Raw genomic sequence first — 22,148 nt, forward strand, 5'->3', positions numbered from 1 at the left:
TTTGGAAAATAGATTGATTGTGTCATCATCTCCCCATTTTAGGGCGAATACAAATACACAAAGGATAATGTTGGATGTTATAATTGCATTGCTTCCTGCAACGGTTGCCGGCATATACTTTTTTGGATCAAGGGCAGCTTTGGTTATATTTGTTACCATATTATCCTGTGTCATTTCGGAATATCTATCAAGAAAGGCATTAAAAAAGGAATCTACCATATCGGATTTGAGCGCAGTAGTAACAGGTCTTCTGCTTGCATTAAACCTTCCTTCAACAATTCCACTTTGGATGGCTGCTATTGGTGGGGTGGTTGCAATTGTCATTGCTAAGCAGTTATTTGGCGGTTTGGGGCAGAATTTCATGAATCCTGCATTGGTGGCGAGAGTATTTTTGCTCAATGCTTTTTTAAAGCATATGACAAGCTTTGAGAAACCTATAGGTGTTGATGTGGTTTCTTCTGCTACGTCAATCGATGCAATTTCCTCAGCCACACCTTTGTATCAAATGAAGGAATTTGTTAAAGGAAATGCTGCATATTTGCCGGAATATTGGGATTTGTTTATCGGAAAAATAGCAGGTTGTATAGGAGAGACTTCGGTGATAGCACTGCTTATTGGAGCTGCGTATTTGCTATATAGAAGAGTTATAAGTCCCGAAATACCTGTTACATTTATAGGCAGTGTTGCATTGTTAACGTGGATTTTTGGGGGAAAGACTTTATTTACAGGTGATTGGCTGTACCATGTATTATCGGGTGGTCTGATGATAGGAGCATTCTTTATGGCAACAGACTATGCCACATCACCGGTAACCTTTAAAGGACGTGTAATAATGGGATTAGGGTGTGGGATTTTAACAGCTGTTATAAGGCTCTATACCGGCTACCCTGAAGGTGTATCCTATGCTATTTTGCTTATGAACATTTGTGTTCCTCTTATAGACAGATACACTGTGCCAAAAAGTTTCGGAGGTGAAAAGGCCGTTGCGTGATATAGTTATACCTACAATTGTTTTATTTTTGATATGTGTTATAGTTACAATGTCTCTGGCACTCACAAACTACGCTACCAAGGATGCTATTGCAGAACAGAACAAAATTCAGGCAGAAAGTGCCAAAAGAGAAGTTTTTTCAGAGGCAGAAACTTTTGAAGAGATTGAGGATTTAGACTCAATCCTTGGTGCTGCAGGTGAAGAAAAATTGATAAAGGAAGCTTTCCACTGTTCAAAAAACGGAAAAGAAATAGGTAGAGTCTATTCAGTGGAGAGTAATGGCTATGGCGGAGTTATTTCCATGGTAGTGGGAATAGACAACGACGGAAAGATAACCGGTGTAAAAATTATCAGCCTTAGTGAAACACCGGGACTTGGATCAAAAGTCCAGGAAGAGCCGTTTCTTTCCCAGCTTGTAGGTATTACACCGAAAGAAGCATTGACCGTTGTCAAATCCGGTGGCTCTAAACAAGAAGAGATTGATGCCGTAAGCGGTGCTACAATATCATCAAAAGCAGTTGTAAAAGGAATACAGGCGGCAATTGACATGGATAAAAAAATTAGAGAATTGAGAGGGGAGGCGGTATTTTGAAAGCGATAGAGACACTTAAAAACGGTATTATAAAAGAGAATCCGGTTTTCAGGCTGGTTTTGGGAACATGTCCTACCCTTGCAGTAACAACTTCGGCGAGAAACGGGATTGGTATGGGACTTGCCGCCACAGCAGTTTTGGTGGGATCGAATCTTGTAATATCGCTCCTTAGAAAAATCATACCCGATAAAGTGCGAATTCCTGCATATATAACAATAATTTCAGGATTTGTTACCATTATACAGATGCTTCTTAAGGCTTATCTTCCAGAATTGGATAAAGAACTCGGTATATATATACCTCTGATAGTTGTAAACTGTATTATTTTAGCAAGGGCTGAGATGTTTGCCAATAAAAATAATGCTTTTCTTTCAATTTTAGACGGTATAGGGATGGGCATAGGTTTTACCTTTGCACTGCTTATAATGGGCTCGGTAAGGGAACTACTCGGTGCAGGAACATGGTTTGGAATTACCGTTACAAAGAACTTATTTGACCCGGCATTAATAATGATACTTCCTCCCGGAGGATTTTTAGTCTTTGGAATAATAATGGGACTTATAAACAAGTTTTCATCAATGAAATTATCAAAAGAGAAGAACTGCGCATCATGTCCGTTGCCTTGTGGTGCAGTTGGAGAAGCTAAGGGGGATGAGGTATAATGAATAATGTAATATTGCTTGCAATCAGTGCCATATTGGTGAATAATTTTGTTTTATCGCAGTTCTTAGGAATTTGTCCTTTCCTTGGTGTATCCAAAAAGATTGAAACAGCTCTTGGAATGGGTGGCGCAGTTATATTTGTTATGACCATTTCTTCCTGTATAACAAGGGCTATTTATGATTTGTTCCTGTATCCTTATGGCCTTGATTATCTGAATACCATTGTTTTTATACTGATCATAGCTTCATTGGTTCAGTTTGTTGAAACAGTGTTAAAGAAGTTTATTCCTTCGCTGTACAGGTCTTTGGGTATATATCTTCCGCTTATAACAACCAATTGTGCGGTGTTGGGAGCTGCTCTTTTAAATATAGACAAAAACTATAATGTGTTATACTCGACTTTATATGGATTGTTTTCAGGTGTGGGTTTTACCCTTGCATTGGTATTGTTTGCAGGTGTCAGGGAAAAACTTGAGTACAGTGATATCCCTGAGTCCCTTAAAGGGCTGCCGATATCGCTTATTGCGGCTTCCCTTGTTTCTATGGCATTTTTAGGGTTTAAGGGTCTCTTTGGAATTTAGAGAGAAAGGATGTTAAAGTCATGCTACAGGAGTTATTATTGCCAACTTCTCTGGTTGGCGGTTTAGGGCTTATATTTGGTATTGGTCTGGCTTATGCTTCTAAAAAATTTGAAGTGAAAGCCGATGAGCGGGTGGCTGCAGTAAGAGAGGTCTTGCCTGGTGCAAACTGTGGTGCTTGCGGGTTTACAGGGTGTGACGGCTTTGCCGAAGGTGTGGTAAACGGTAAATGTAAGGTAAACGGTTGTCCTGTTGGTGGAGACACTGTTGCAAAGGCTATAAGCGAAATATTGGGAGTGGAGGCTGAAGCAGTAGTGGCTAAAGCTGCCCGAGTGATGTGTGGAGGAACTTGCACTTCATGCAAAACTAAGTTTGATTATTCCGGGATAGAGGATTGTGTTGCAGCTGCAAGTCTTTTCGGAGGTCCATCAGCATGTACTTATGGATGTGTGGGACTTGGAACCTGTGTAAGGGCTTGTCCTTTTGAGGCAATACAGATAGTTGACGGGTTAGCGATGGTTAATGAGGCGAAATGTAAAGCTTGTGAAAAGTGTATGGCTTCCTGTCCTAAAAAAATTATTAAAATGGTTCCGATATGTAATGAATACACTGTTTCATGCAGCAGTATGGACAAGGGAGCTACAGTAAGGAAGAACTGCAGTGTAGGGTGTATAGGCTGCGGTAAATGTTCTAAAGTCTGTCCTAAGGGCGCTATAAGCGTTGAGGGAACCCTTGCGAAAATAAACCCTGAGATTTGCAGCAATTGCGGAGAATGTATAAAAGTTTGTCCAACAAATGCTATAAAAAGATATAAATCCAGTTGCTAAATAAGTTAAAAAATAGATTAAACTAGTGCCAACATATTAAGGGATAGTTTTATTCCGAGGCACTAGTTTTTTGTTTGATTATTGAGAAATAAGATATTTATCTTCCTTTTGGGATGATTATGAATATTTTATTGCATATCAATTAATATTAAAAAATGCCTTGTCCTTTTATGCGATAGGATATGCTCTGTGGTTGAAAGTTTAACTTTTCATTAAAGTACTTGTAGGTAAAACTGTTTTTTTAATTTTGCTATTATTGACTTTAAGGCTTAATGTTATTTTTAAAATTGCCGTTTGCACCTTTTTTACTCACTAGTATTTGATTTCTGCCATTCTTAAAGGATTTCTTCACATCATAGCCTTTCAGTACAAGTGTGTCATATATTATGTCAGTTTGATGGAAATAATTATTTCCTACATCCAGTATTAAGGTTTCGTTTTCCTTAAGTTCTTCCGACAGCTTTTCTAAAGTCGAGTCGATATTCAGACTTTCAGCGTTTATAATTTCTCTGTTATTGTCCATATTATTGTCCATTTGCATCCTCCCGCTAATGTTATATAAATATGTTTAAAATATAAAAAACGGAGTAATATATATTCTAGCCAAATATTAATCTTTTCAATCATCTAAACGAGCATTAAAGTTGGAAAGTTTTAATTTTTTTATTAGGGTTGTTAAAAACTTTTTAATTACCCTAATTTGATGGGATTTGATATGAAAACCGTGTAGATTACTTTGAATTTACATAGAATAAAAAGTTTAGGAGTTTGCCTATGAATAAATCAAATATTGTATTAATAGGAATGCCTGGAGCTGGGAAAAGCACTGTTGGCGTGGTTCTTGCCAAAGCCATGGGAAAACCTTTTATTGATACGGATTTATTGATACAGCAAAAACAGGATATGCTTCTCCAGGAGATTATTGATAAGCATGGAATCAATAAATTTCTTGATATAGAAGAAAAAGTTGTAATGGACCTGGATGTAAAAGATCATGTCATTGCAACAGGCGGCAGCGTTATATATAGTGATTTGGCTCTTAACCATTTGAAAAAAGACGGAAAAATTGTTTATCTCAAGTTGAGTTTTGATGAGGTGGTGAAAAGGCTAAAGGATTTTAAAGGGCGAGGAATAGCCATGGAGAAGAATAGAACTCTTTTGGATGTTTACAATGAAAGGGTACCTTTATATGAAAAACATGCAGACATTACTATTGTTTGCTCCAACAAGACTATTGAGGACATTGTTTTTGAGATAAAAGAAAGTATTTATATGTATAAAGCATAGTTGCTGTCTTGAATAGGATTTTTACGTTTTATAAAAAAACTATAAAAAATTTTTGAAAACATGTATATATATTCCGAAAAAAGGGCAATAATAATAATGACCTCACAAAATACATTTTGACCCCCTTTACATGGGTTAGTTGCAACGACTAACCCCTTTTTTTTTAACTTAAATAAATGTAAAATAACATAGATAATTTTTATTTTACACAAAACAAATTAAGGTCTTTATGTTATAGCAAAAATATATTAAAATATAATAGGTTATAGTTATTATAATTTAAGGAGAGAGTCAAATGGCAAAAATCCCAAAGCAAAGAGAACCTTTAGTAACGCATATTTATACTGCAGATCCTTCAGCACACGTTTTTGAAGGAAAAATTTATATTTATCCTTCCCATGACAGGGATATCGACGTAGAACAAAATGACAACGGCGATCAATACATGATGGAAGACTACCATGTTTTATCTATGGATGATTTGAATTCTCCTGTAATTGACCATGGAGTTGCACTTCATATTAATGATGTTCCATGGGCAAAACAGCAAATGTGGGCACCTGATGCGGCATTTAAAAACGGTACCTATTATTTCTACTTCCCTGCAAGAGATAAAGAAGGAATATTTAGAATCGGTGTTGCCACAAGTAAGAATCCGGCAGGTCCGTTTAAGCCCGAACCAGACTACATAAAAGGGACTTTTAGTATTGACCCGGCTGTCTTTGTAGATGATGACGGCAAAGCATATATGTATGTCGGTGGATTGTGGGGAGGACAGCTGGAAAAATGGAAGACAGGTAAATTCGACCCTAACGGTAAAGAACCTGCGCCTACAGAACCGGCGTTGGGGCCATATGTGGCTGAGCTGAACGATGATATGATTTCATTAAAGGAAGATCTTCAACAGGTTTCCATTGTTGATGAAGATGGTAATCCAATTTTGGCAGGGGACGAGGATAGAAGGTTTTTTGAAGCTTCTTGGGTGCATAAGTACAATGGTTATTATTATCTGTCCTATTCAACAGGGACAACCCACTACCTTGTATATGCAATAAGCAAGAATCCTAAGGGACCTTTTGTGTACAAGGGAAGAATCCTTGAGCCGGTTATTGGATGGACAACCCACCATTCCATTGTGCAGATTGGTGACAAGTGGTATCTGTTCTACCATGATTCATCATTGTCTAACGGAGTAAATCATAAGAGATGCGTAAAATATACTGAGCTTACTTACAATGAGGATGGAACTATAAAAACAATACATCCATATGAGAAATAATCCGATAGAATTGAAACTCTTTAAAACTTAGGGGATTGTCGGAATTTTGCTTCCGGCAATCCCCTATTTTAAACTTATCTTAGCATTAGATTTTATATCAAGTTTTCCGGATTTAGGCACTTTAGTTCATCGATTACGAAAAGTCCGTCTTTTCTGACGAGAACATCATCAAACCATATTTCTCCGCCGCCATATTCGGGACGTTGGATAAGAACAAGGTCCCAGTGTATTGCCGATTTGTTGCCATTATCACATTCATCATAGCAGCTTCCGGGAGTGAAGTGTATGCTTCCTTTTATTTTTTCATCAAAGAGTGTATCCTTCATAGGAGTTTCTATGAAAGGATTGACTCCAATAGCAAATTCACCGATATACCTTGCCCCTTCGTCGGTGTCCAATATTTGGTTTAGCCTTTCTGTATTGTTACAGGTAGCATTTATTATCTTGCCGTCTTTAAATTCCAGCCTTATGTTTTCAAAAGTAACTCCCTGGTAAACGGCAGGGGTATTGTAGGTAATAACTCCGTTAACAGAAGTCTTTACAGGTGCAGTGAAAACTTCACCGTCGGGAATATTCATTTTGCCGTCACATTTTATTGCCGGAAGGCCCTTAATGGAGAAGGAGAGATCGGTGCCTTTGGCAACGATGCGGACTTTGTCGGTTCTTTCCATGATTTTTATAAGATTGTCCATGGCATTGGACATTTTTTGATAATCTAAGTTGCACACCTTGAAATAAAAATCTTCAAAGTGCTCTGTGGGCATGTTTGCAAGCTGTGCCATAGAATTGTTGGGGTATCTTAATACGCACCATTTGGTGCTTTTGACTCTGATGTCGGAATGAAGGGGTTTGGAGTAATGTTCCATATATATTTTCATTTTGTCCTGAGGAACTCCGCCAAGTTCGCTGACATTTTCTCCGGCCCTTATTCCTATATATGCTTTCATGTCTTTCATGCGTGCTATCTCATAAGATGCAGTCATTTTTATCTGCTCTTCAGTACAGTCGTTTAAAAGAATCCTTAGAAGTTCATTGTCTTTTACTGTAAGAAAAGGAACACCTCCTGCTTTATAAGCCTCTCTGATCAATTCCTTTGCAAGGGCATAACAATCACCGATACATTCAATAAGAATGTTTTCACCGGGTTTCAGTTCTACTGAATAATTAATTAGGTTGTGAGCAAGTTGTGTTATACGTGGATCTTTCATATAAGTGCCTCCAATTCATTGACTATTTTTTCGAACACCAGTAGAGCATCTTCAATAGGTTTTGGAGTATATAAATCAACTCCTGCCTTTTTCAGAAGTTCTAAAGGATAATCGGAGCTTCCGCTCTTTAAAAATTCTTTATATCGGTCAACAGCAGGCTGACCTTCATTTAATATCATATTTGAAATTGCCACTGCTGATGAAAAACCAGTTGCGTATTTATAGACATAAAAACTGGTATAAAAATGGGGAATTCTTGCCCATTCCATTTTGATAGCATCATCGACATTTACTTCGGCCTCGAAGTATTTCTTGTTCAGTTTGAGATAAACATCGCAGAGTATGTCGGCAGTAAGAGCTTTTCCTTCCTGAAGCATTGAGTGAATTATCTTTTCAAATTCCGCAAACATAACCTGACGGAAGACTGTTCCTCGGAATTGTTCAAGATAATGATTCAAAAGATAGGCTTTTTCTTCCCGACCGGTTGTATTTTTTAGCATATAGTCCATAAGTAGACATTCGTTAACTGTAGAAGCCACTTCAGCGACAAATATTTTATATTCTGAATATATATAAGGCTGGGTCATGTTTGTATAATAGGAATGAAGTGCATGCCCCATTTCATGAGCAATTGTGAAAACATCATCTATTGTTCCCTGATAGTTCAGCAGAACATAGGGGTGGGATTTATACGCTCCCCAGGAATATGCGCCGCTGGTTTTACCCTGATTTTCGAACACATCTATCCATCCCGATGAAAAAGCTTTTTTGAGGTATCCAATATATTCATCACCCAAAGGGGTTAATCCCTGTTCGACCAGGTTTAGTGCTTCTTCATAGGGAATATTTTTTTTGGTCTCTTCCACAATGGGCACATATAGATCATACATATGCAATTCATCCAGTTTCAGAGCTTTTTTCCGAAGTCTTAAATAGCGGTGTAAAAGCGGAATATTTTTATTGACAGTGTCTATTAAGTTATCATATACTTCAGTGCTTATATTATCTGCATCGAGGGAAGCTTCTAAGGATGAATTGTATTTTTGTGCCGTTGAATAGAATTTATTTGCTTTGAGATTGCCGGTTAATGATGCAGCTAAAGTATTTTTATATTTTGTATAGGTTTCATAGAGTGCTGTGAAGGCATCTTTTCTGACCCTTCTGTCGTGGCTTTCAAGAAATTTTATATATCTTCCTTTAGTAAGCTCAACTTCCTCACCGTTTTCGTCTTTTATAAAGGGAAATTTCAAATCGGCATTGTTGAACATGGTGAATATGTCCCTTGCAGCACTTGCCATATCCGATGCCAAAGCCAGAAGTTGTTCTTCTTTTTCTGAAAGGATATGTTCTTTCTGGCGGAAAATTTCATTGAAAAACTGCCTATAAACTTTAAGTTCCTCACAGCTTTCCATGAAATTTTCAATTTTATCCTGAGGAATGGATGTGATTTCCGGAACAATAAAGGAGTTTGCAGCATAAACTTCTGTTGAAAGAGTAGAAGCTCTGTCGGAAATTGCCTGGAAAGTAGAATTTCCGTTGTCTTCATCTCTTTTCATTCTTGCATATACATAGACCATGTCGTTTAATGCCATCATGTCATTGCTGAGTTTGAGGCACTTAAGAAGATTTTCAGGACTTTTGTCCAATGTACCTTTGTATTTGGCAATTTCCTGAACAAGTTGTTTTACGGTATTGAAATCCTTTTCCCAATGATCAAGGTCCGGATACATGTCACTTAGTTTCCATTTGTATTTTTCGTCAATCTCATCTCTTTTAGGAAGAGTTTTTTCATTTTTATCGGTCATATGAATACCTCCTTGCGCTTATAATTCGTTGTATTTGGCAGATTTCCCTTTACACTTGGAAACGGGATATTTTTCAGAATTCTTCTGAATCTTGTCCAATAAAGTACGGTTAAGGTCGATTTTTAAATCAGTAGATAAAAGTAGAAGGTAAGAGAGAATATCTGCTATTTCTTCCTTGACTTTTTCAAGGTTTTCCGGTATGGAAAGATATTGATTGACCTCGTCTTCGTTTTTCCACTGAAAATGTTCCATAAGTTCTGAAGCTTCAATTGCGATAGACATGGACAGGTTCTTGGGGGTATGAAACTTGGACCAGTCCCGTTCGGATCTGAATTTTATCAAAGCTTCCACAGCTTGAGTCAAATCTATATTATTCATAGGTTCAATCCTCCGAGTATTACATTTCTCATACAATTATAGCCTATCATACTATATTATCCAACAATCAAAGTTTTTATTATTTACTTGACGCAGCCTGCCAATAAACTTTTTAAGGTATTGACTTTATAATAATACTATATAATTTTACCAAAAAAAAGCAACCTGATTTATATTTTTATATACAGGCTGCCAGTTAAAATTTTATTAGGGGAGTTAAGTACTACGTAATAATTTCTATCCCGTTATTTAAATTTATCTTCAATAAATATAAAGCTGAAAATTGTTAAGTTCCGGACATATTATAATTGGTTAAAATATTGTAAAGAATAACGGCGGCTTCGGCTCTGGTTGCATAATCTTTTGGTGCAAGTATCGTACTGCTTTTGCCATTGATAATTTTTTCGCCGTTCAATAGTGCCATGCTTATTAAGGCATAGTCAGATATGTCATCTCTGTCTGAATATTTGTCGAGAATGCTTATGTCGTTTTCAGGCAGAGGATTGCCGGAAATTTTTAAAACTCTTGCCAATATGACGGCAATATCTTCTCTTTTTATAGGTTCATAGGGATAGAAGAAGTTATTTCCTATACCTGAAACTATACCCATGTTTTTGGCGATCATTACATTTTTATAGAACCAATGTTCGGGTTTCACATCTTCAAAAGTTCCGACTGGGGTTTTTTCAAATTTAAAACCGGCAACTACAAGGCTTATAAACTCTGCCCGGGTTATTTTATCATTGGGTGCAAATAAGTTTGGATTTGCCGATTTTCCTTTTATTATACCTCTTGCTGCCAAATATTCAATGGGACTTTTGGCCCATGGCACAGAATTTAAATCCTCAAAAGGTTTAATAGCTTGAGTGACTGCGGAAGATGTATTGGTGTAATCTGTATATAATGATTCGCTAAAGGCCATCACTCTGTAATAATACTCTTTTCCTGCTTCAACACTATTGTCAGTGTACTTTTCTATGTTTGGACCGGTTCTTGCAATTTCTTTAAATTCGTTCTTGCCGGTCTTTCTTTCAATGATAAACCCCTGTTCACCTGATGAGTTGTCTCTCCACTCAAGTGTAATGGCTGAGGAAGATATGGCTTTGGCGGAAAGACCTGATGGAGCCGCCAGGTTTTGTATAAGTACTTCACATTCCTCACTTTCTGCACTTAAGAAGTGAGTTGAGTTGTAAGATTTAACCCTGAAAATATATTTAACATCCGGTTTGAGTTTATCCACCGTAAAGCTTGTTATATTGGACTTGACACTGCCGATTTGTTTCCAGGCAGTGCTTGAACCGGTTTTTTGCTCAATTATAAAATTAGTTTCGTTATCTGAGTTGTCCTCCCATGTAAGCATTATCTTTGATTCGGAAAGGATGACGGCTTTTAAGTTTGAGGGAGCAGGAATTGCATATCCTTCAACAGTGACTTCATCCGAGTAATCAGAAGAATGGTCTCCCTTTATCGATTTTAATCTGTAGGTATAACTTGATCCTGGTTTTAGCAAGTTGTCATACCAGGTGTTTCCTTCATCAGCTGAAATGGTATCTATAACAACAAAAGAACCGTCACCGATTTTTCGCTCAATAACAAAGTACTCGGCACCATAGGATTTGTCAAGCCAGGTTAATCTTATTGTATCGGCTGAACTCCATGATGCTTTGAGATTTTGAGGAGCTTTTAGCTTGGTATGAGCTGCTACGCCGGTATCGTTGTTTGGATAGGGTTTTGAATATACATCTTCTTTGAGAACCGCCTTGACCCTGTAATAGTATTGGTTATTGTCAGTAAGAGCGATATCGTTGTAACTTGTAAATCCAACCGGCAGAAGAGCTATAATTTCCCAACTTCCGTTTGAACCGCTTTTTCTTTCTATAGCAGTGGCATAGTTTCCTAACTCTGTGTAAGTCCAAGTCAATTCGATTTCGTTTGTGGATATTGCTGTAGCTGTCAATGAAGCAGGAGAATCTTTTAACAAAGATGTGGAAAGAGTAAGCTCCTTGGTATAGGATTTGGCATTGCCGTATGGGTTATAGGGTATAACTCTGTAAGTATAGGTTTTATCAGCAGAAAGTGTCCCATCGGTGTAAGTAGTAACATTTGCCGGTACCTCAGCTATTTTTGTGAAACCTTCAGAACCGGACTTCCTTTCTATTATGAAACCAAGTTCGTTGTCCGAGTTATCGTTCCAGTAAAGTATCACTTTTGAAGAAGAGACAATATCTGCACTTAGCGAATGGGCAGCAGCGGGAGGACCGGTATATATATAGTATTCTGAACTTGAAGCTGAAATGCCTTTTTCATTGAATGCCGTAATCCTATAGTAATATCCGGTATTAAGTTCAATGTTGTCGGTATCGGAATACGATGAAATATTGCTATCAAGTACTGATAAAACTGTATAGTTTTTACTGGAGGCTTTTCTTCTTTCAACTTTTAACTTGTAGTCCCATCCTTGAGGGTTTGTCCAGCTTAAGTCAATTCTGCGGGCATTGACGGGCACGCACTGTAAATTTTTTGGAGAAAGAATTCTGGTTACAGGATTTGATATATTGCTGTAACCTCTAAAGGTTTCGGTATTTATACTCAGACGGTATCTGTATGTACCGTCACCGGCAGAGGAGTCGATAGCATAGGTGCTGTTCTTTTTGATATTACTTACAATGGTTGTCCATGGGCCCCATGAATTTTCCGAGTATACCGAGCGTTCCAATACGAACTTTTCAATATCGGCATTTGGACCCCAGGAAATTTTAATTTGATTATTGTCCAAAGCAGCGGTAATAGTAGGCAATTCTACAGGTGTAACGGTTATTGCAGAAGAATGGGGAGAATTGTGGCCTTTGCCGTCACCGGAAACAAGTTGATATTTTACCGATTTATTGGCTTCAAGGGACGGGTCTATAAAAGTAATGGATGTTCCGTCATCAGGCAAATTGGCTATTACTCCATCGTTAACCTTTATTACTGAAGTTTCGCGAACAGCCTTGGAATTGTTAATCCAATTCAGGGTTACCGATTTTTTATTTAAATCCACATAATATGAGACAATGGAAGGTGCTTTCATTTGTGTCGTTGTAGCGCTTTTGCTGGCTGTTTGAATAACCTCTCCGTCTGAGTTTACTGCGGTAACGGTATAATTATATGTAGTTTCAGGCATTAGGTCGGTATCGGAATAGCTTAAGAAATTTCTTTCGGTGTCGACGTTTATTATTTTTATTACTGTATTGTCCCTGGCAACTTTGTAGTAAACCGAATCGGCAACAGAAGTCCAATTTAAGTTTATCTGTGTATCGGAATTGGCAACGGAAGTACTAATATTGAGTGTAAAAGCGGCTTTTACTGATATACCAGCAGCAATTGATATAATAATTACTGCTGGTATTATCAGGAATAATTTTAAAGATTTATATGTATGCATATTTATAAGCATGAACATCCCTCGCATGTATAGATAGTAATAAAAATTAAATCTATACATTTTTTATCGAAAGATTTCATCAAAAAGTTAATATTACGTTGGGCCGCTTTTACAGATAATCTGTTTCAATATATCAATTTTTTGACTGAATATATTGATCTATTGCTTTTGCTGCTTTTTTACCTGCACCCATAGCAAGGATAACGGTAGCAGCACCGGTTACGGCATCTCCGCCGGCAAAAACACCCGGTTTACTGGTTGCCAAAGTTTCTTCGTTTACAATTATTCCGCCCCATTTTTGAGTAGTAAGTCCCGGAGTTGTTGACGTTATTAAAGGATTTGGGGTCTGGCCTATGGCAATTATAACCGTGTCAACATCGATAACATGCTCAGAATTCGGTTTGGGTACCGGTTTTTTTCTGCCGGAGGCGTCTGGCTCACCCAGTTCCATTTCAATACATTCCATGCCTTTAACCCATCCATCCTCGGTACCGATAATTCTTACTGGGTTGGTAAGAAGCTTGAAAATAATACCTTCTTCCTTGGCGTGATGAATTTCTTCCAATCGGGCAGGCATTTCTTCTTCGGAACGTCTGTATATGACATATACGTTATCCGCGCCAAGTCTTTTTGCACTTCGGGCAGCATCCATGGCAACATTGCCGCCGCCAACAACAGCAACTGTTTTGCCTACTTTGACCGGTGTATCGTTATCGGGGAATTTGTATGCTTTCATAAGGTTTATCCTTGTCAGGAATTCATTGGCTGAATATACTCCATTTAGATTTTCGCCCTCTATACCCAAAAAACTGGGGAGGCCTGCACCGGAAGCAATGAATATTGCTTTATAACCTTCATTAAATAGTTCATCTAAGGTAAATACCTTTCCAATAACCATGTTGGTTTTAATTTCAACTCCAAGTCTTTTGACCAAGTCAATTTCTTTTTGTACCAGTTCTTTAGGCAGCCTGAATTCCGGAATTCCATACATCAGGACACCTCCCGGGGTGTGGAAAGCTTCAAAAATGGTTACATCATAGCCCATTTTGGCAAGGTCTCCTGCACACGTGATTCCTGCAGGACCGGAACCTATCACGGCAACTTTTTTGTTCAATTTTTCAATTTTTACTTCTTTGGGCTTTGCGTTTGCCATATACCAATCGGCAGCAAATCTTTCGAGTCTGCCAATGCCGACCGGTTCGCCCTTTTTTCCCCGTACGCATAATTTTTCGCACTGGGTCTCCTGAGGGCAGACCCTGCCGCAAATGGCGGGAAGGCTATTGGTTTCCGTGATTTTTTCATAGGCTTCTTCAAACCTGCCTTCGGCCACAAGTTTTATAAAATCGGGTATCTGGACATTTACCGGACATCCTTCCACACAGGGTCTGTGTTTGCATTGAAGACATCTTTGAGCCTCTTCCTTTGCCATCTCTTCCGTATACCCCAGTGCCACTTCAAGGAAATTTTTGTTCCTCACATTAGGGTCCTGTTCCGGCATAGGTACTTTTTTCGGTGACATATTAGGCATTATCGACACCTCTCAATCTGCATTTATGAGCATCTAAAGATACTTGCTCTTCTTTCTTGTACATGAGCTGTCTTCTCATGGCTTCATCGAAATCAACTTCATGACCGTCAAAATCGGGGCCGTCTACGCATGCAAATTTGATTTTGCCGCCAACTGTTACACGGCATCCTCCACACATGCCTGTTCCATCTATCATTATGGGGTTCATGCTTACTATCGTCTTTATATTGTATTGTTTAGTAAGATTGCTTACAGCCTTCATCATAACAAGAGGGCCTATAGCAATTACCAAATCGTATTTATTTCCTTCTTCCAAAAGTTTTTTCAATACATCAGTTACAAATCCCTTGTTTCCGTTCGAACCGTCATCGGTGGTTATAAAAACTCTGTTGCTTACAGACTTTAATTCCTCTTCCAAAATAATAAGTTCTTTATTTCTGAATCCTGCAATTGCATCAACTTCAGCACCTAGACTATGAAGCTTTTTGGCTTGCGGAAATGCAATTGCCGTACCTAATCCGCCGCCAATAACGGCAGCTTTTTTTACACCTTCAAGGTGTGATGGAACGCCTAGAGGTCCGACAAAGTCCAGTATGGCATCTCCTTCTTCTAAATTACCCAAAATTTCAGTAGTTTTACCGACTATCTGAAAGATTATTGTAACAGTGCCCTTTTCTCTGTCATAATCTGCTATAGTTAAAGGTATGCGTTCTCCTTCGTCGTTTACCCTTAAAATTATGAACTGACCTGGCTCTGCTTTTCTGGCTATTAATGGGGCTTCAACTTCCATTAATGTAACCGAAGGGTTCAAGATTTGCTTCCTGACTATTCTGAACATTTTTAAAACCTCCTTTTAAGGAAGACACAATATCTGTTCATTTCATTGTATCACTTATTTTGAATTTGTTTAAGTGTTATTTTTTTATAAATGTTATATTTTGTATGAAAATTAATTAATATGGATTACTTTAAGTATATGGTCAAAATTGATATTTGATTTCGATTGTAAGTAAAATTTCAAATAATTATATGTATGGGTTGCATATACTATGGATATTTTTCAGTCAATATTATATATTTTTATTATTATTACTTTGAAGAATAATTGTAAATTACTGTTGAGGAATATATTTGATTTTCAAGCGGAAATCAAATTTAGCAAAAAACACAATTCAAAAAATATCTGGGAGGTACATATGAAGAGAAGTCTATTTTGTTTAATATTGGTACATATCATGATTACTTGTTTTTCACCTATGGTATTGGCACAAGAGAATAAAGCAATAGCAGTTTTTATTGACGATCTGCCTGTCGTTTTTGATACTGAACCTACAATTCAGAACGGCAGGATACTTGTGCCCTTCCGGGCTATTGCAGAGGCATTGGGGGTACAAGTAGACTGGGATGGAGATACAAAGACAGTTAATGCTACAGACGGAAAAATAAATGTCAGATTACAAATCGGAGATAAAACTGCCTATTGCAATAATACTCCTGTTTCTCTGGATGTTTCTCCGATTATCTCAAGCGGGAGAACATTAATTCCTCTAAGGTTTTTTAGCGAAGCATACAATTGTAAAGTAGATTGGGACGGCGTAAACAGAACGGCAAAAATTTTTTCTCCTCCAAAAGAGATGTCTGTAACAGGTTTTTATGCACTTGGGGACAGCAGGACAAGCAGTTGGACTGACCTTTTTGGAATTCCCTATCCCGAAACAACCGTTGGCAATACAGATGTAGTGAATCAACTTTCATTGGGCTGGTACAGTATTGATAAAGACGGTAAATTGCTGACGGAAAGCAGGACAGGATGGCAAAGACCGGATGGTTGGGAGGACGTGTTGAAAGCAGCAAGTAAGTACCAAATGGCAACGGAGATGACGATACACGCCACTGACGGAGACGGCACTTTGACATCACTGCTGAACAATGACACTGCCATATTAACAGCAGTCAGCAATATAATTGAGGAAGCTTCAATGTATCATGGCATAAACCTGGATTTTGAAGGTTTGGGCTTTAAGGATGTAGGTGAGCAATTATTGGCAACTCAAAGTGCGTTTAACAGGTTTGTTCAGCTTTTGGCTGAACAGGCACATAATTTAGGCCTTAAACTTACGCTTACCCTGCATGCCCCTAACAGTGTTTATAAGGGCTATGATTATAAAGCTTTGGCAGGATACGCCGACAGGATCATAATTATGGCTTATGACTATGGCACAAAGCCTGAACCAAGTGATCTTGTTATTCAAGCTGTTGAGCAGTCTTTAAAATATGTACCGAAAGAAAAACTTGTACTTGGTATTTCAGTACCCAATGAAAATCCGGATAGCCTGGTTTCAAAAGTAGGAATTGCCAAAAGGTACAGACTTGAGGGGATTGCCCTATGGAGACTTGGTCTTTTGACAGACGAGATGTGGGGTACGTTAAAAGCAACAGTAAAAGTTAAAGAGAATTCAGAAAACTGATCCGGAGGAACTTTTAACAAAATCTATGTGAAAACTGCTTTGTACATTGTCAATACCAGTATAGTTTTCAACCCATTGAGTCAGTTAATGGCTTGTTTTATTAATTATATTTAAAAACAAGTATAAAATGAAAGTATCATTTGTATCTCCTTGCATAAATACATGGCAGTAATAAATGTAAAAAAATAAAAAAAGTCCGATGGAGCTATGAAAATATTGAGTTATAAATTTTGTGAATGTAAAATAAAATATTCTAATTGAGAACAAATTCGAATTATTTTGAATTGTCTCTTGCAATTTGAAAGTTATTTTGATATAATTTCATTGGTTTGAATTTAATATCATAAAATATTCTAAATAATCTTCAATAAACTTCTTTCTAAATGGGACATTTGCTTTGCAAATCCCGGAAATAAATCCCCAGATTTTTTATTTTGGGGTATACAATGTGGTATGCCGTATACCATATACAATGGCGTATATTATTAAAAAAATAGAAATTATTTTTTATCACAAGAAATTATTGAAATGACTTGTGTAGAATATTTGCCTGAATTTGATACATATATTGTGAGTATTTTGCTGCGAAATTTGCTTTATGCAAATTTTATGTTTTGTTGCTTTTAATTATATTTTTTTAATACAATTGCAGACAATATTAAAAGTAATTTGCCTAAAAAGCAATTGCCCATATATACATTATTTTTTAGGAGGGTTTTTAATGAAAATATTAGCTGATGTCATGGAAAGAGTTATAAAAAGAAATCCCAATGAACCGGAATTTCATCAAGCGGTCAGGGAAGTGCTCGAATCATTGGAGCCTGTTGCTGAAAAGCATCCTGAATGGGTTAAGGCCGGAGTATTTGAGAGAATTGTTGAGCCTGAAAGACAAATTATTTTCAGAGTACCATGGGTTGATGACAATGGTGTAGTTCAGGTAAATAGAGGTTTCAGAGTACAGTTCAACAGTGCTATCGGACCTTATAAAGGCGGAATAAGATTCCATCCTTCAGTAAATTTAGGTATAATTAAGTTCTTAGGTTTTGAGCAGATATTTAAAAATTCATTGACAGGATTGCCTATGGGTGGCGGTAAAGGCGGAAGCGACTTCGATCCAAAAGGAAAATCCGACGGAGAGATTATGAGATTCTGCCAAAGCTTTATGTTTGAATTGGCTAGACATATAGGCGAAGACACCGACGTACCTGCAGGAGATATCGGTGTTGGTGCTCGTGAAATAGGATATATGTTTGGAATGTATAAGAAAATAAAGAACAATTTCACTGGCGTGTTGACCGGTAAAGGATTGAACTGGGGCGGAAGTCTTGTAAGAAAAGAAGCTACCGGTTATGGTCTTTGCTACTTTATGGAAGAAGCTATGACACATATCAAAGGTAAATCCTTCAAAGGTTCGACAGTGGTTATTTCCGGTTCGGGAAATGTTGCCATCTATGCTACTGAGAAAGCTCAGCAGTTGGGTGCAAAAGTAGTTGCATTAAGCGATTCCAACGGATATATCTATGATCCCGATGGAATCAAGCTTGATACTGTAAAACAGATCAAGGAAGTTGAAAGAAAGAGAATCAGTGAATATGTGAAGTACCATCCTAATGCAAAATATACAGAAGGCTGCTCAGGTATCTGGACTATTAAGTGTGATATTGCCCTTCCTTGTGCTACACAAAACGAGCTGGATGCAGAAGGTGCAAAAGCTCTTGTTGCTAACGGATGTTTTGCAGTAGGAGAAGGTGCGAATATGCCATCAACTCCTGAAGCTATAGAAATATTCTTAAAGAACGGTGTGGTATTTGGACCTGCTAAGGCTGCAAATGCAGGTGGAGTTGCAACTTCCGGTCTTGAAATGTCACAGAACAGCATGAGATATTCATGGAGCTTTGAAGAAGTAGATGCAAAACTTAAAAATATTATGATTAATATATATAAGAGTGCAAGCAGCGCTGCAAAAGAATACGGTGAGGAAAACAACCTCGTTCTTGGTGCAAACATAGCCGGATTCTTAAAAGTTGCTGACGCTATGTACGCTCAAGGTGTGGCATATTAATTGTTAGTTTTAATATAGAGGCGTAGCTTAATTAACACAGGCTACGCCTTTTCATATGCTTTTTATCAGGTAAATATTAAAATGCAATTGTATTTTTAGAGTTTTTGTCTTGCAGGAGTAAAGTATTAAGGTGTACATACTGCTCTTTTTACGGTCTATTTACATAAATTTTAATAAATATATTGTATGGTAATGAAAAATGTATTATTTTATTAATATATATGTTAGTATACATAAATCTTGTTCAACAATGAGGTTGAATGTAATTAACCCAATGGAGGGTAGTAAATAAAATGGATGTGTTGGAAAGTTGCTATTTTTGCGATAACCTGGTATTTATCGATACTGTTGAGTATTGCGGCTACTATTGTAAAATTACAGGTCGGAAATATTGTTGTAAAGACAGCAATGAGCATTGCTGCGAGAATTATTGCTATTCAGTGGAAGAATAGGTAAGTGGAAAATAATAACGAATATGAAGGATTGACAAAGCAGCAAAGATAGTCTATAATATAATTCCGTTGAAATGTATGCGCCCGTAGCTCAGCAGGATAGAGCGTCGGTTTCCTAAACCGCAGGTCGGAGGTTCGAATCCTCTTGGGCGCACCAGATTGTGGTCGCTTGAATTAATAATTCGAGCGATTTTTTACTTTTAAGACTATGGAAGATATCCCTTGAAAATATTTGCTAAACGATTTGTGAATAATGGGTTTGACAACGGTATTATTTTTAGTTATAATTTATTAGCAATATAGCTTTGTAGGAGAGCGTTAATTGGAACAAGGTTACCTTTTTATGAGAGAAGCTTTAAAGGAAGCTAAAAAGGCTTATAATAAGGATGAGACTCCCGTTGGAGCAGTTATCGTAAAAGACGGTATTATTGTAGCAAGGGCTCATAATGAAAAAGAATTAAAGAAGGATCCTACCCTTCATGCAGAGATATCGGCTATAAGGAAAGCGTGTAAGAAACTTGGCACTTGGCGACTTAATGACTGTGATATGTATGTTACTCTGGAACCTTGTGCAATGTGTGCCGGGGCAATTATTCAAGCGAGAATCGGGAGACTCTTTATTGGTGCTCTTGATCCGAAAGCCGGTGCTGTTGGCTCTGTAGTTGATCTTTTAAGTGAAAAGAAGTTTAATCATAGGGTTGAAGTTTCCTATGGATTGCTTATGGAAGAGTGTTCAAATATTTTAAAGGATTTTTTTAAGGAACTTAGGCAGAGAAAAAACAATTAAATTTTATACATGGAGGCGTATCGAAGTGGTCATAACGAGCCTGACTCGAAATCAGGTTGTCGCGCAAGCGGCACGTGAGTTCGAATCTCACCGCCTCCGCCAAAGAACCTGTTTGCAGTTAATGCGACAGGTTTTAATTTTTTTGTATTAAAACATTATTGCAGCCGAAATAGAACTGTAAAAAATAATTTACTGGGGCAAGAATATATGAATGGAGCAACATTAACGGAAGTTATTATTGACACTTTTCATAGACTGTACTAGCATGGTAATTGTTTTATTTAAAATCATAAGCTTTGCCACCGGGTAAAGTTTTTAATGTGTTCTGAAACATTCTGCCTGGTCTTGCAAGGAATGTTTTTAGGACACTTTTTTGCTGTGAAGGGAGGATTATATGAAAAAGTCTGTTTTAAGGGAATTTATCAAGTATGTCAGCTTAAATGTAATGGGAATGATAGGACTATCCTGTTACATTTTGGCAGACACTTTTTTTATAGCTAAAGCTTTAGGGGCTAACGGTATTGCAGCACTTAATTTTTCAATTTCTGTTTACAGTTTTATCCATGGTATCGGATTAATGATTGCTATAGGCGGTGCTACAAGATATACCATATTGAAATCCCAGGGTAAAGACAATGAAGCTAATATGACCTTTACCACTTGTGTAAAATTAGGTATCTTTACAGGGATTGTTTTTATTATAGTTGGCATATTACGGTCGGAAACATTGGCATTAATATTGGGTGCGGATACATCTACATTGCCCCTTACAAAGACTTATTTGACTACCATATTATGTTTCTCTCCGTTTTTTATTATGAACAATATCATGCTGGCTTTTGTGCGCAATGACAATAATCCCAAATTGCCAATGGTTGCAATGTTAACCGGGAGTTTTTCCAATATCCTTTTAGATTACATATTCATGTTTCCCCTTAGAATGGGAATGTTCGGAGCAGCTTTTGCAACGTGTCTTGCACCGATAATAAATATAGTTATACTGTTTAGGCATTTCATGGGAGAGAGAAACAGTTTAAAATATACCCGCAGCAGGATAATTCTATCTTCCCTTTTGGATATATTGAGTCTGGGATTATCGGCTTTTATTGCCGAGGTTTCTTCGGCTATTGTGCTCATAACCTTTAATCTTGCAATTTTAAGCATTGAAGGTAACTTAGGAGTTGCTGCCTATGGAATTATTGCTAATATAGCACTGGTCATTCTGGCTATCTTTACTGGAATTGCACAAGGTGTACAGCCTCTAGTCAGTAAAGGGCACGGTTTGAAAAATCACAATGAATTAAAAAAGGTAGTAAAATATGCTTTACTAACTTCATTTTTGCTGGCATTGATTACATATATAGGTATGTTTCGTCATGTTGAAAGTATTATTGAGATTTTCAACAGTCAACATATTTCGGAGATAGCCGGGATTGCAAAAACAGGATTCAAAATCTACTTCGGTGGTTTTTTCTTTGCCGGTATTAATATAATTCTGACCATGTATTTTAGTGCTACAGAGCATGCAAAGGAGGCATTTATTCTTTCTATTTCACGAGGGTGTATTGTTATTGTTCCTATGGTTCTTTTATTGAGCAGGATATGGAATATGAAAGGTGTATGGTTTTCTTTCGTTTTTACCGAGTTTATTGTAACTGTAATGGCAACTTTTATAGCAATTTCAGGGAAAAAAGCATCAAATGTCCTTAAGTCTTAAATTTTTTGTATTTGATTTACTTGAGTGCCATCAGGTAGACTGAAAGCTTTAATTGGAAGAAATATAAACGCATTTGCAGTTATAATTTTAGTTATTTCACGAC

At 37.3% G+C, this 22,148-nt stretch carries 19 protein-coding genes and 2 tRNA genes; 14 read left to right on the plus strand and 7 right to left on the minus strand.

What is annotated here, in order from left to right; all coding sequences use genetic code 11:
• The first annotated feature begins 1 nt into the window (after window position 1).
• From CLOCL_RS00330 to CLOCL_RS00350, 5 genes are read left to right on the plus strand one after another with little or no spacing between them, the layout of a single operon-like run.
• Window positions 2-991 (plus strand): RnfABCDGE type electron transport complex subunit D, encoded by a 990-nt coding sequence (locus CLOCL_RS00330; protein WP_014253462.1) that lies wholly within the window; start codon window positions 2-4, stop codon window positions 989-991.
• Complete coding sequence (locus CLOCL_RS00335; RefSeq protein ID WP_014253463.1) at window positions 984-1,583, plus strand: RnfABCDGE type electron transport complex subunit G; 600 nt, start codon at window positions 984-986, stop codon at window positions 1,581-1,583. The genes CLOCL_RS00330 and CLOCL_RS00335 overlap by 8 nt, the downstream gene beginning before the upstream one ends.
• Window positions 1,580-2,245: an electron transport complex subunit RsxE gene (gene rsxE, locus CLOCL_RS00340; protein ID WP_014253464.1), complete on the plus strand. Its 666-nt coding sequence runs from the start codon at window positions 1,580-1,582 to the stop codon at window positions 2,243-2,245. The genes CLOCL_RS00335 and rsxE overlap by 4 nt, the downstream gene beginning before the upstream one ends.
• Window positions 2,245-2,826 (plus strand): electron transport complex subunit RsxA, encoded by a 582-nt coding sequence (rsxA, locus tag CLOCL_RS00345; protein ID WP_014253465.1) that lies wholly within the window; start codon window positions 2,245-2,247, stop codon window positions 2,824-2,826. Before rsxE ends, rsxA begins: the two co-directional genes overlap by 1 nt.
• A gap of 20 nt (window positions 2,827-2,846) precedes the next feature.
• Window positions 2,847-3,650, plus strand: coding sequence for an RnfABCDGE type electron transport complex subunit B (locus tag CLOCL_RS00350; protein WP_041714793.1), 804 nt, complete (start codon window positions 2,847-2,849; stop codon window positions 3,648-3,650).
• A gap of 262 nt (window positions 3,651-3,912) precedes the next feature.
• Here the strand turns inward: CLOCL_RS00350 and CLOCL_RS00355 are convergent, their stop codons facing one another.
• Window positions 3,913-4,185: a hypothetical protein gene (locus CLOCL_RS00355; RefSeq protein WP_014253467.1), complete on the minus strand. Its 273-nt coding sequence runs from the start codon at window positions 4,183-4,185 to the stop codon at window positions 3,913-3,915.
• A gap of 239 nt (window positions 4,186-4,424) precedes the next feature.
• Here CLOCL_RS00355 and CLOCL_RS00360 point away from each other — a divergent pair, with 239 nt between their 5' ends.
• A complete protein-coding gene (locus CLOCL_RS00360) occupies window positions 4,425-4,937 on the plus strand; it encodes a shikimate kinase (protein WP_014253468.1) in 513 nt (170 codons plus the stop codon).
• Window positions 4,938-5,232: 295 nt separating this feature from the next.
• Window positions 5,233-6,216, plus strand: coding sequence for a glycoside hydrolase family 43 protein (locus CLOCL_RS00365; RefSeq protein ID WP_014253469.1), 984 nt, complete (start codon window positions 5,233-5,235; stop codon window positions 6,214-6,216).
• 92 nt (window positions 6,217-6,308) lie between these two features.
• Here CLOCL_RS00365 and CLOCL_RS00370 read toward each other — a convergent pair whose 3' ends face one another.
• The 6 genes from CLOCL_RS00370 to CLOCL_RS00395 form a co-directional block, all read right to left on the minus strand.
• A complete protein-coding gene (locus tag CLOCL_RS00370) occupies window positions 6,309-7,424 on the minus strand; it encodes an aminopeptidase (RefSeq protein ID WP_014253470.1) in 1,116 nt (371 codons plus the stop codon).
• The gene (gene pepF, locus CLOCL_RS00375; protein WP_014253471.1) at window positions 7,421-9,229 is read right to left on the minus strand and encodes an oligoendopeptidase F; all 1,809 of its coding nucleotides are present in this window, start codon (window positions 9,227-9,229) and stop codon (window positions 7,421-7,423) included. Before pepF ends, CLOCL_RS00370 begins: the two co-directional genes overlap by 4 nt.
• 18 nt (window positions 9,230-9,247) lie before the next feature.
• Window positions 9,248-9,607: a nucleotide pyrophosphohydrolase gene (locus CLOCL_RS00380; RefSeq protein WP_014253472.1), complete on the minus strand. Its 360-nt coding sequence runs from the start codon at window positions 9,605-9,607 to the stop codon at window positions 9,248-9,250.
• Window positions 9,608-9,893: 286 nt separating this feature from the next.
• A complete protein-coding gene (locus tag CLOCL_RS00385; RefSeq protein WP_014253473.1) occupies window positions 9,894-13,043 on the minus strand; it encodes a fibronectin type III domain-containing protein in 3,150 nt (1,049 codons plus the stop codon).
• A 121-nt stretch (window positions 13,044-13,164) separates the two neighbouring features.
• Entirely contained in the window at window positions 13,165-14,559 is a 1,395-nt protein-coding gene (gene gltA, locus CLOCL_RS00390; RefSeq protein ID WP_014253474.1) for an NADPH-dependent glutamate synthase, read from the minus strand.
• Window positions 14,552-15,397: a sulfide/dihydroorotate dehydrogenase-like FAD/NAD-binding protein gene (locus CLOCL_RS00395; protein ID WP_014253475.1), complete on the minus strand. Its 846-nt coding sequence runs from the start codon at window positions 15,395-15,397 to the stop codon at window positions 14,552-14,554. The genes gltA and CLOCL_RS00395 overlap by 8 nt, the downstream gene beginning before the upstream one ends.
• A 358-nt stretch (window positions 15,398-15,755) precedes the next feature.
• Here CLOCL_RS00395 and CLOCL_RS00400 point away from each other — a divergent pair, with 358 nt between their 5' ends.
• From CLOCL_RS00400 to CLOCL_RS00425, 7 genes are all read left to right on the plus strand, one after another.
• Window positions 15,756-17,027 (plus strand): stalk domain-containing protein, encoded by a 1,272-nt coding sequence (locus tag CLOCL_RS00400; RefSeq protein ID WP_014253476.1) that lies wholly within the window; start codon window positions 15,756-15,758, stop codon window positions 17,025-17,027.
• A gap of 721 nt (window positions 17,028-17,748) precedes the next feature.
• Window positions 17,749-19,089: an NADP-specific glutamate dehydrogenase gene (gene gdhA / locus CLOCL_RS00405; RefSeq protein ID WP_014253477.1), complete on the plus strand. Its 1,341-nt coding sequence runs from the start codon at window positions 17,749-17,751 to the stop codon at window positions 19,087-19,089.
• Between the two features lie 293 nt (window positions 19,090-19,382).
• Window positions 19,383-19,541 (plus strand): hypothetical protein, encoded by a 159-nt coding sequence (locus CLOCL_RS22325; protein WP_014253478.1) that lies wholly within the window; start codon window positions 19,383-19,385, stop codon window positions 19,539-19,541.
• An 80-nt stretch (window positions 19,542-19,621) separates the two neighbouring features.
• A tRNA-Arg gene (locus CLOCL_RS00410) sits at window positions 19,622-19,698 on the plus strand.
• A gap of 186 nt (window positions 19,699-19,884) precedes the next feature.
• Window positions 19,885-20,328 carry a tRNA adenosine(34) deaminase TadA gene (gene tadA, locus CLOCL_RS00415; protein ID WP_041715328.1) on the plus strand — a complete coding sequence of 148 codons (444 nt, stop codon included), beginning with the start codon at window positions 19,885-19,887 and terminating at the stop codon, window positions 20,326-20,328.
• An 11-nt stretch (window positions 20,329-20,339) separates the two neighbouring features.
• Window positions 20,340-20,430: transfer RNA gene (locus CLOCL_RS00420), tRNA-Ser, on the plus strand.
• Between the two features lie 292 nt (window positions 20,431-20,722).
• On the plus strand, window positions 20,723-22,045 hold the full coding sequence (locus CLOCL_RS00425; RefSeq protein ID WP_014253480.1) for an MATE family efflux transporter: 1,323 nt from the start codon (window positions 20,723-20,725) through the stop codon (window positions 22,043-22,045).
• The last annotated feature ends 103 nt before the right edge of the window (window positions 22,046-22,148 follow it).

Origin of the sequence: Acetivibrio clariflavus DSM 19732, from assembly GCF_000237085.1 — a bacterium.
In the GTDB taxonomy this organism is placed as follows: domain Bacteria; phylum Bacillota; class Clostridia; order Acetivibrionales; family Acetivibrionaceae; genus Acetivibrio; species Acetivibrio clariflavus.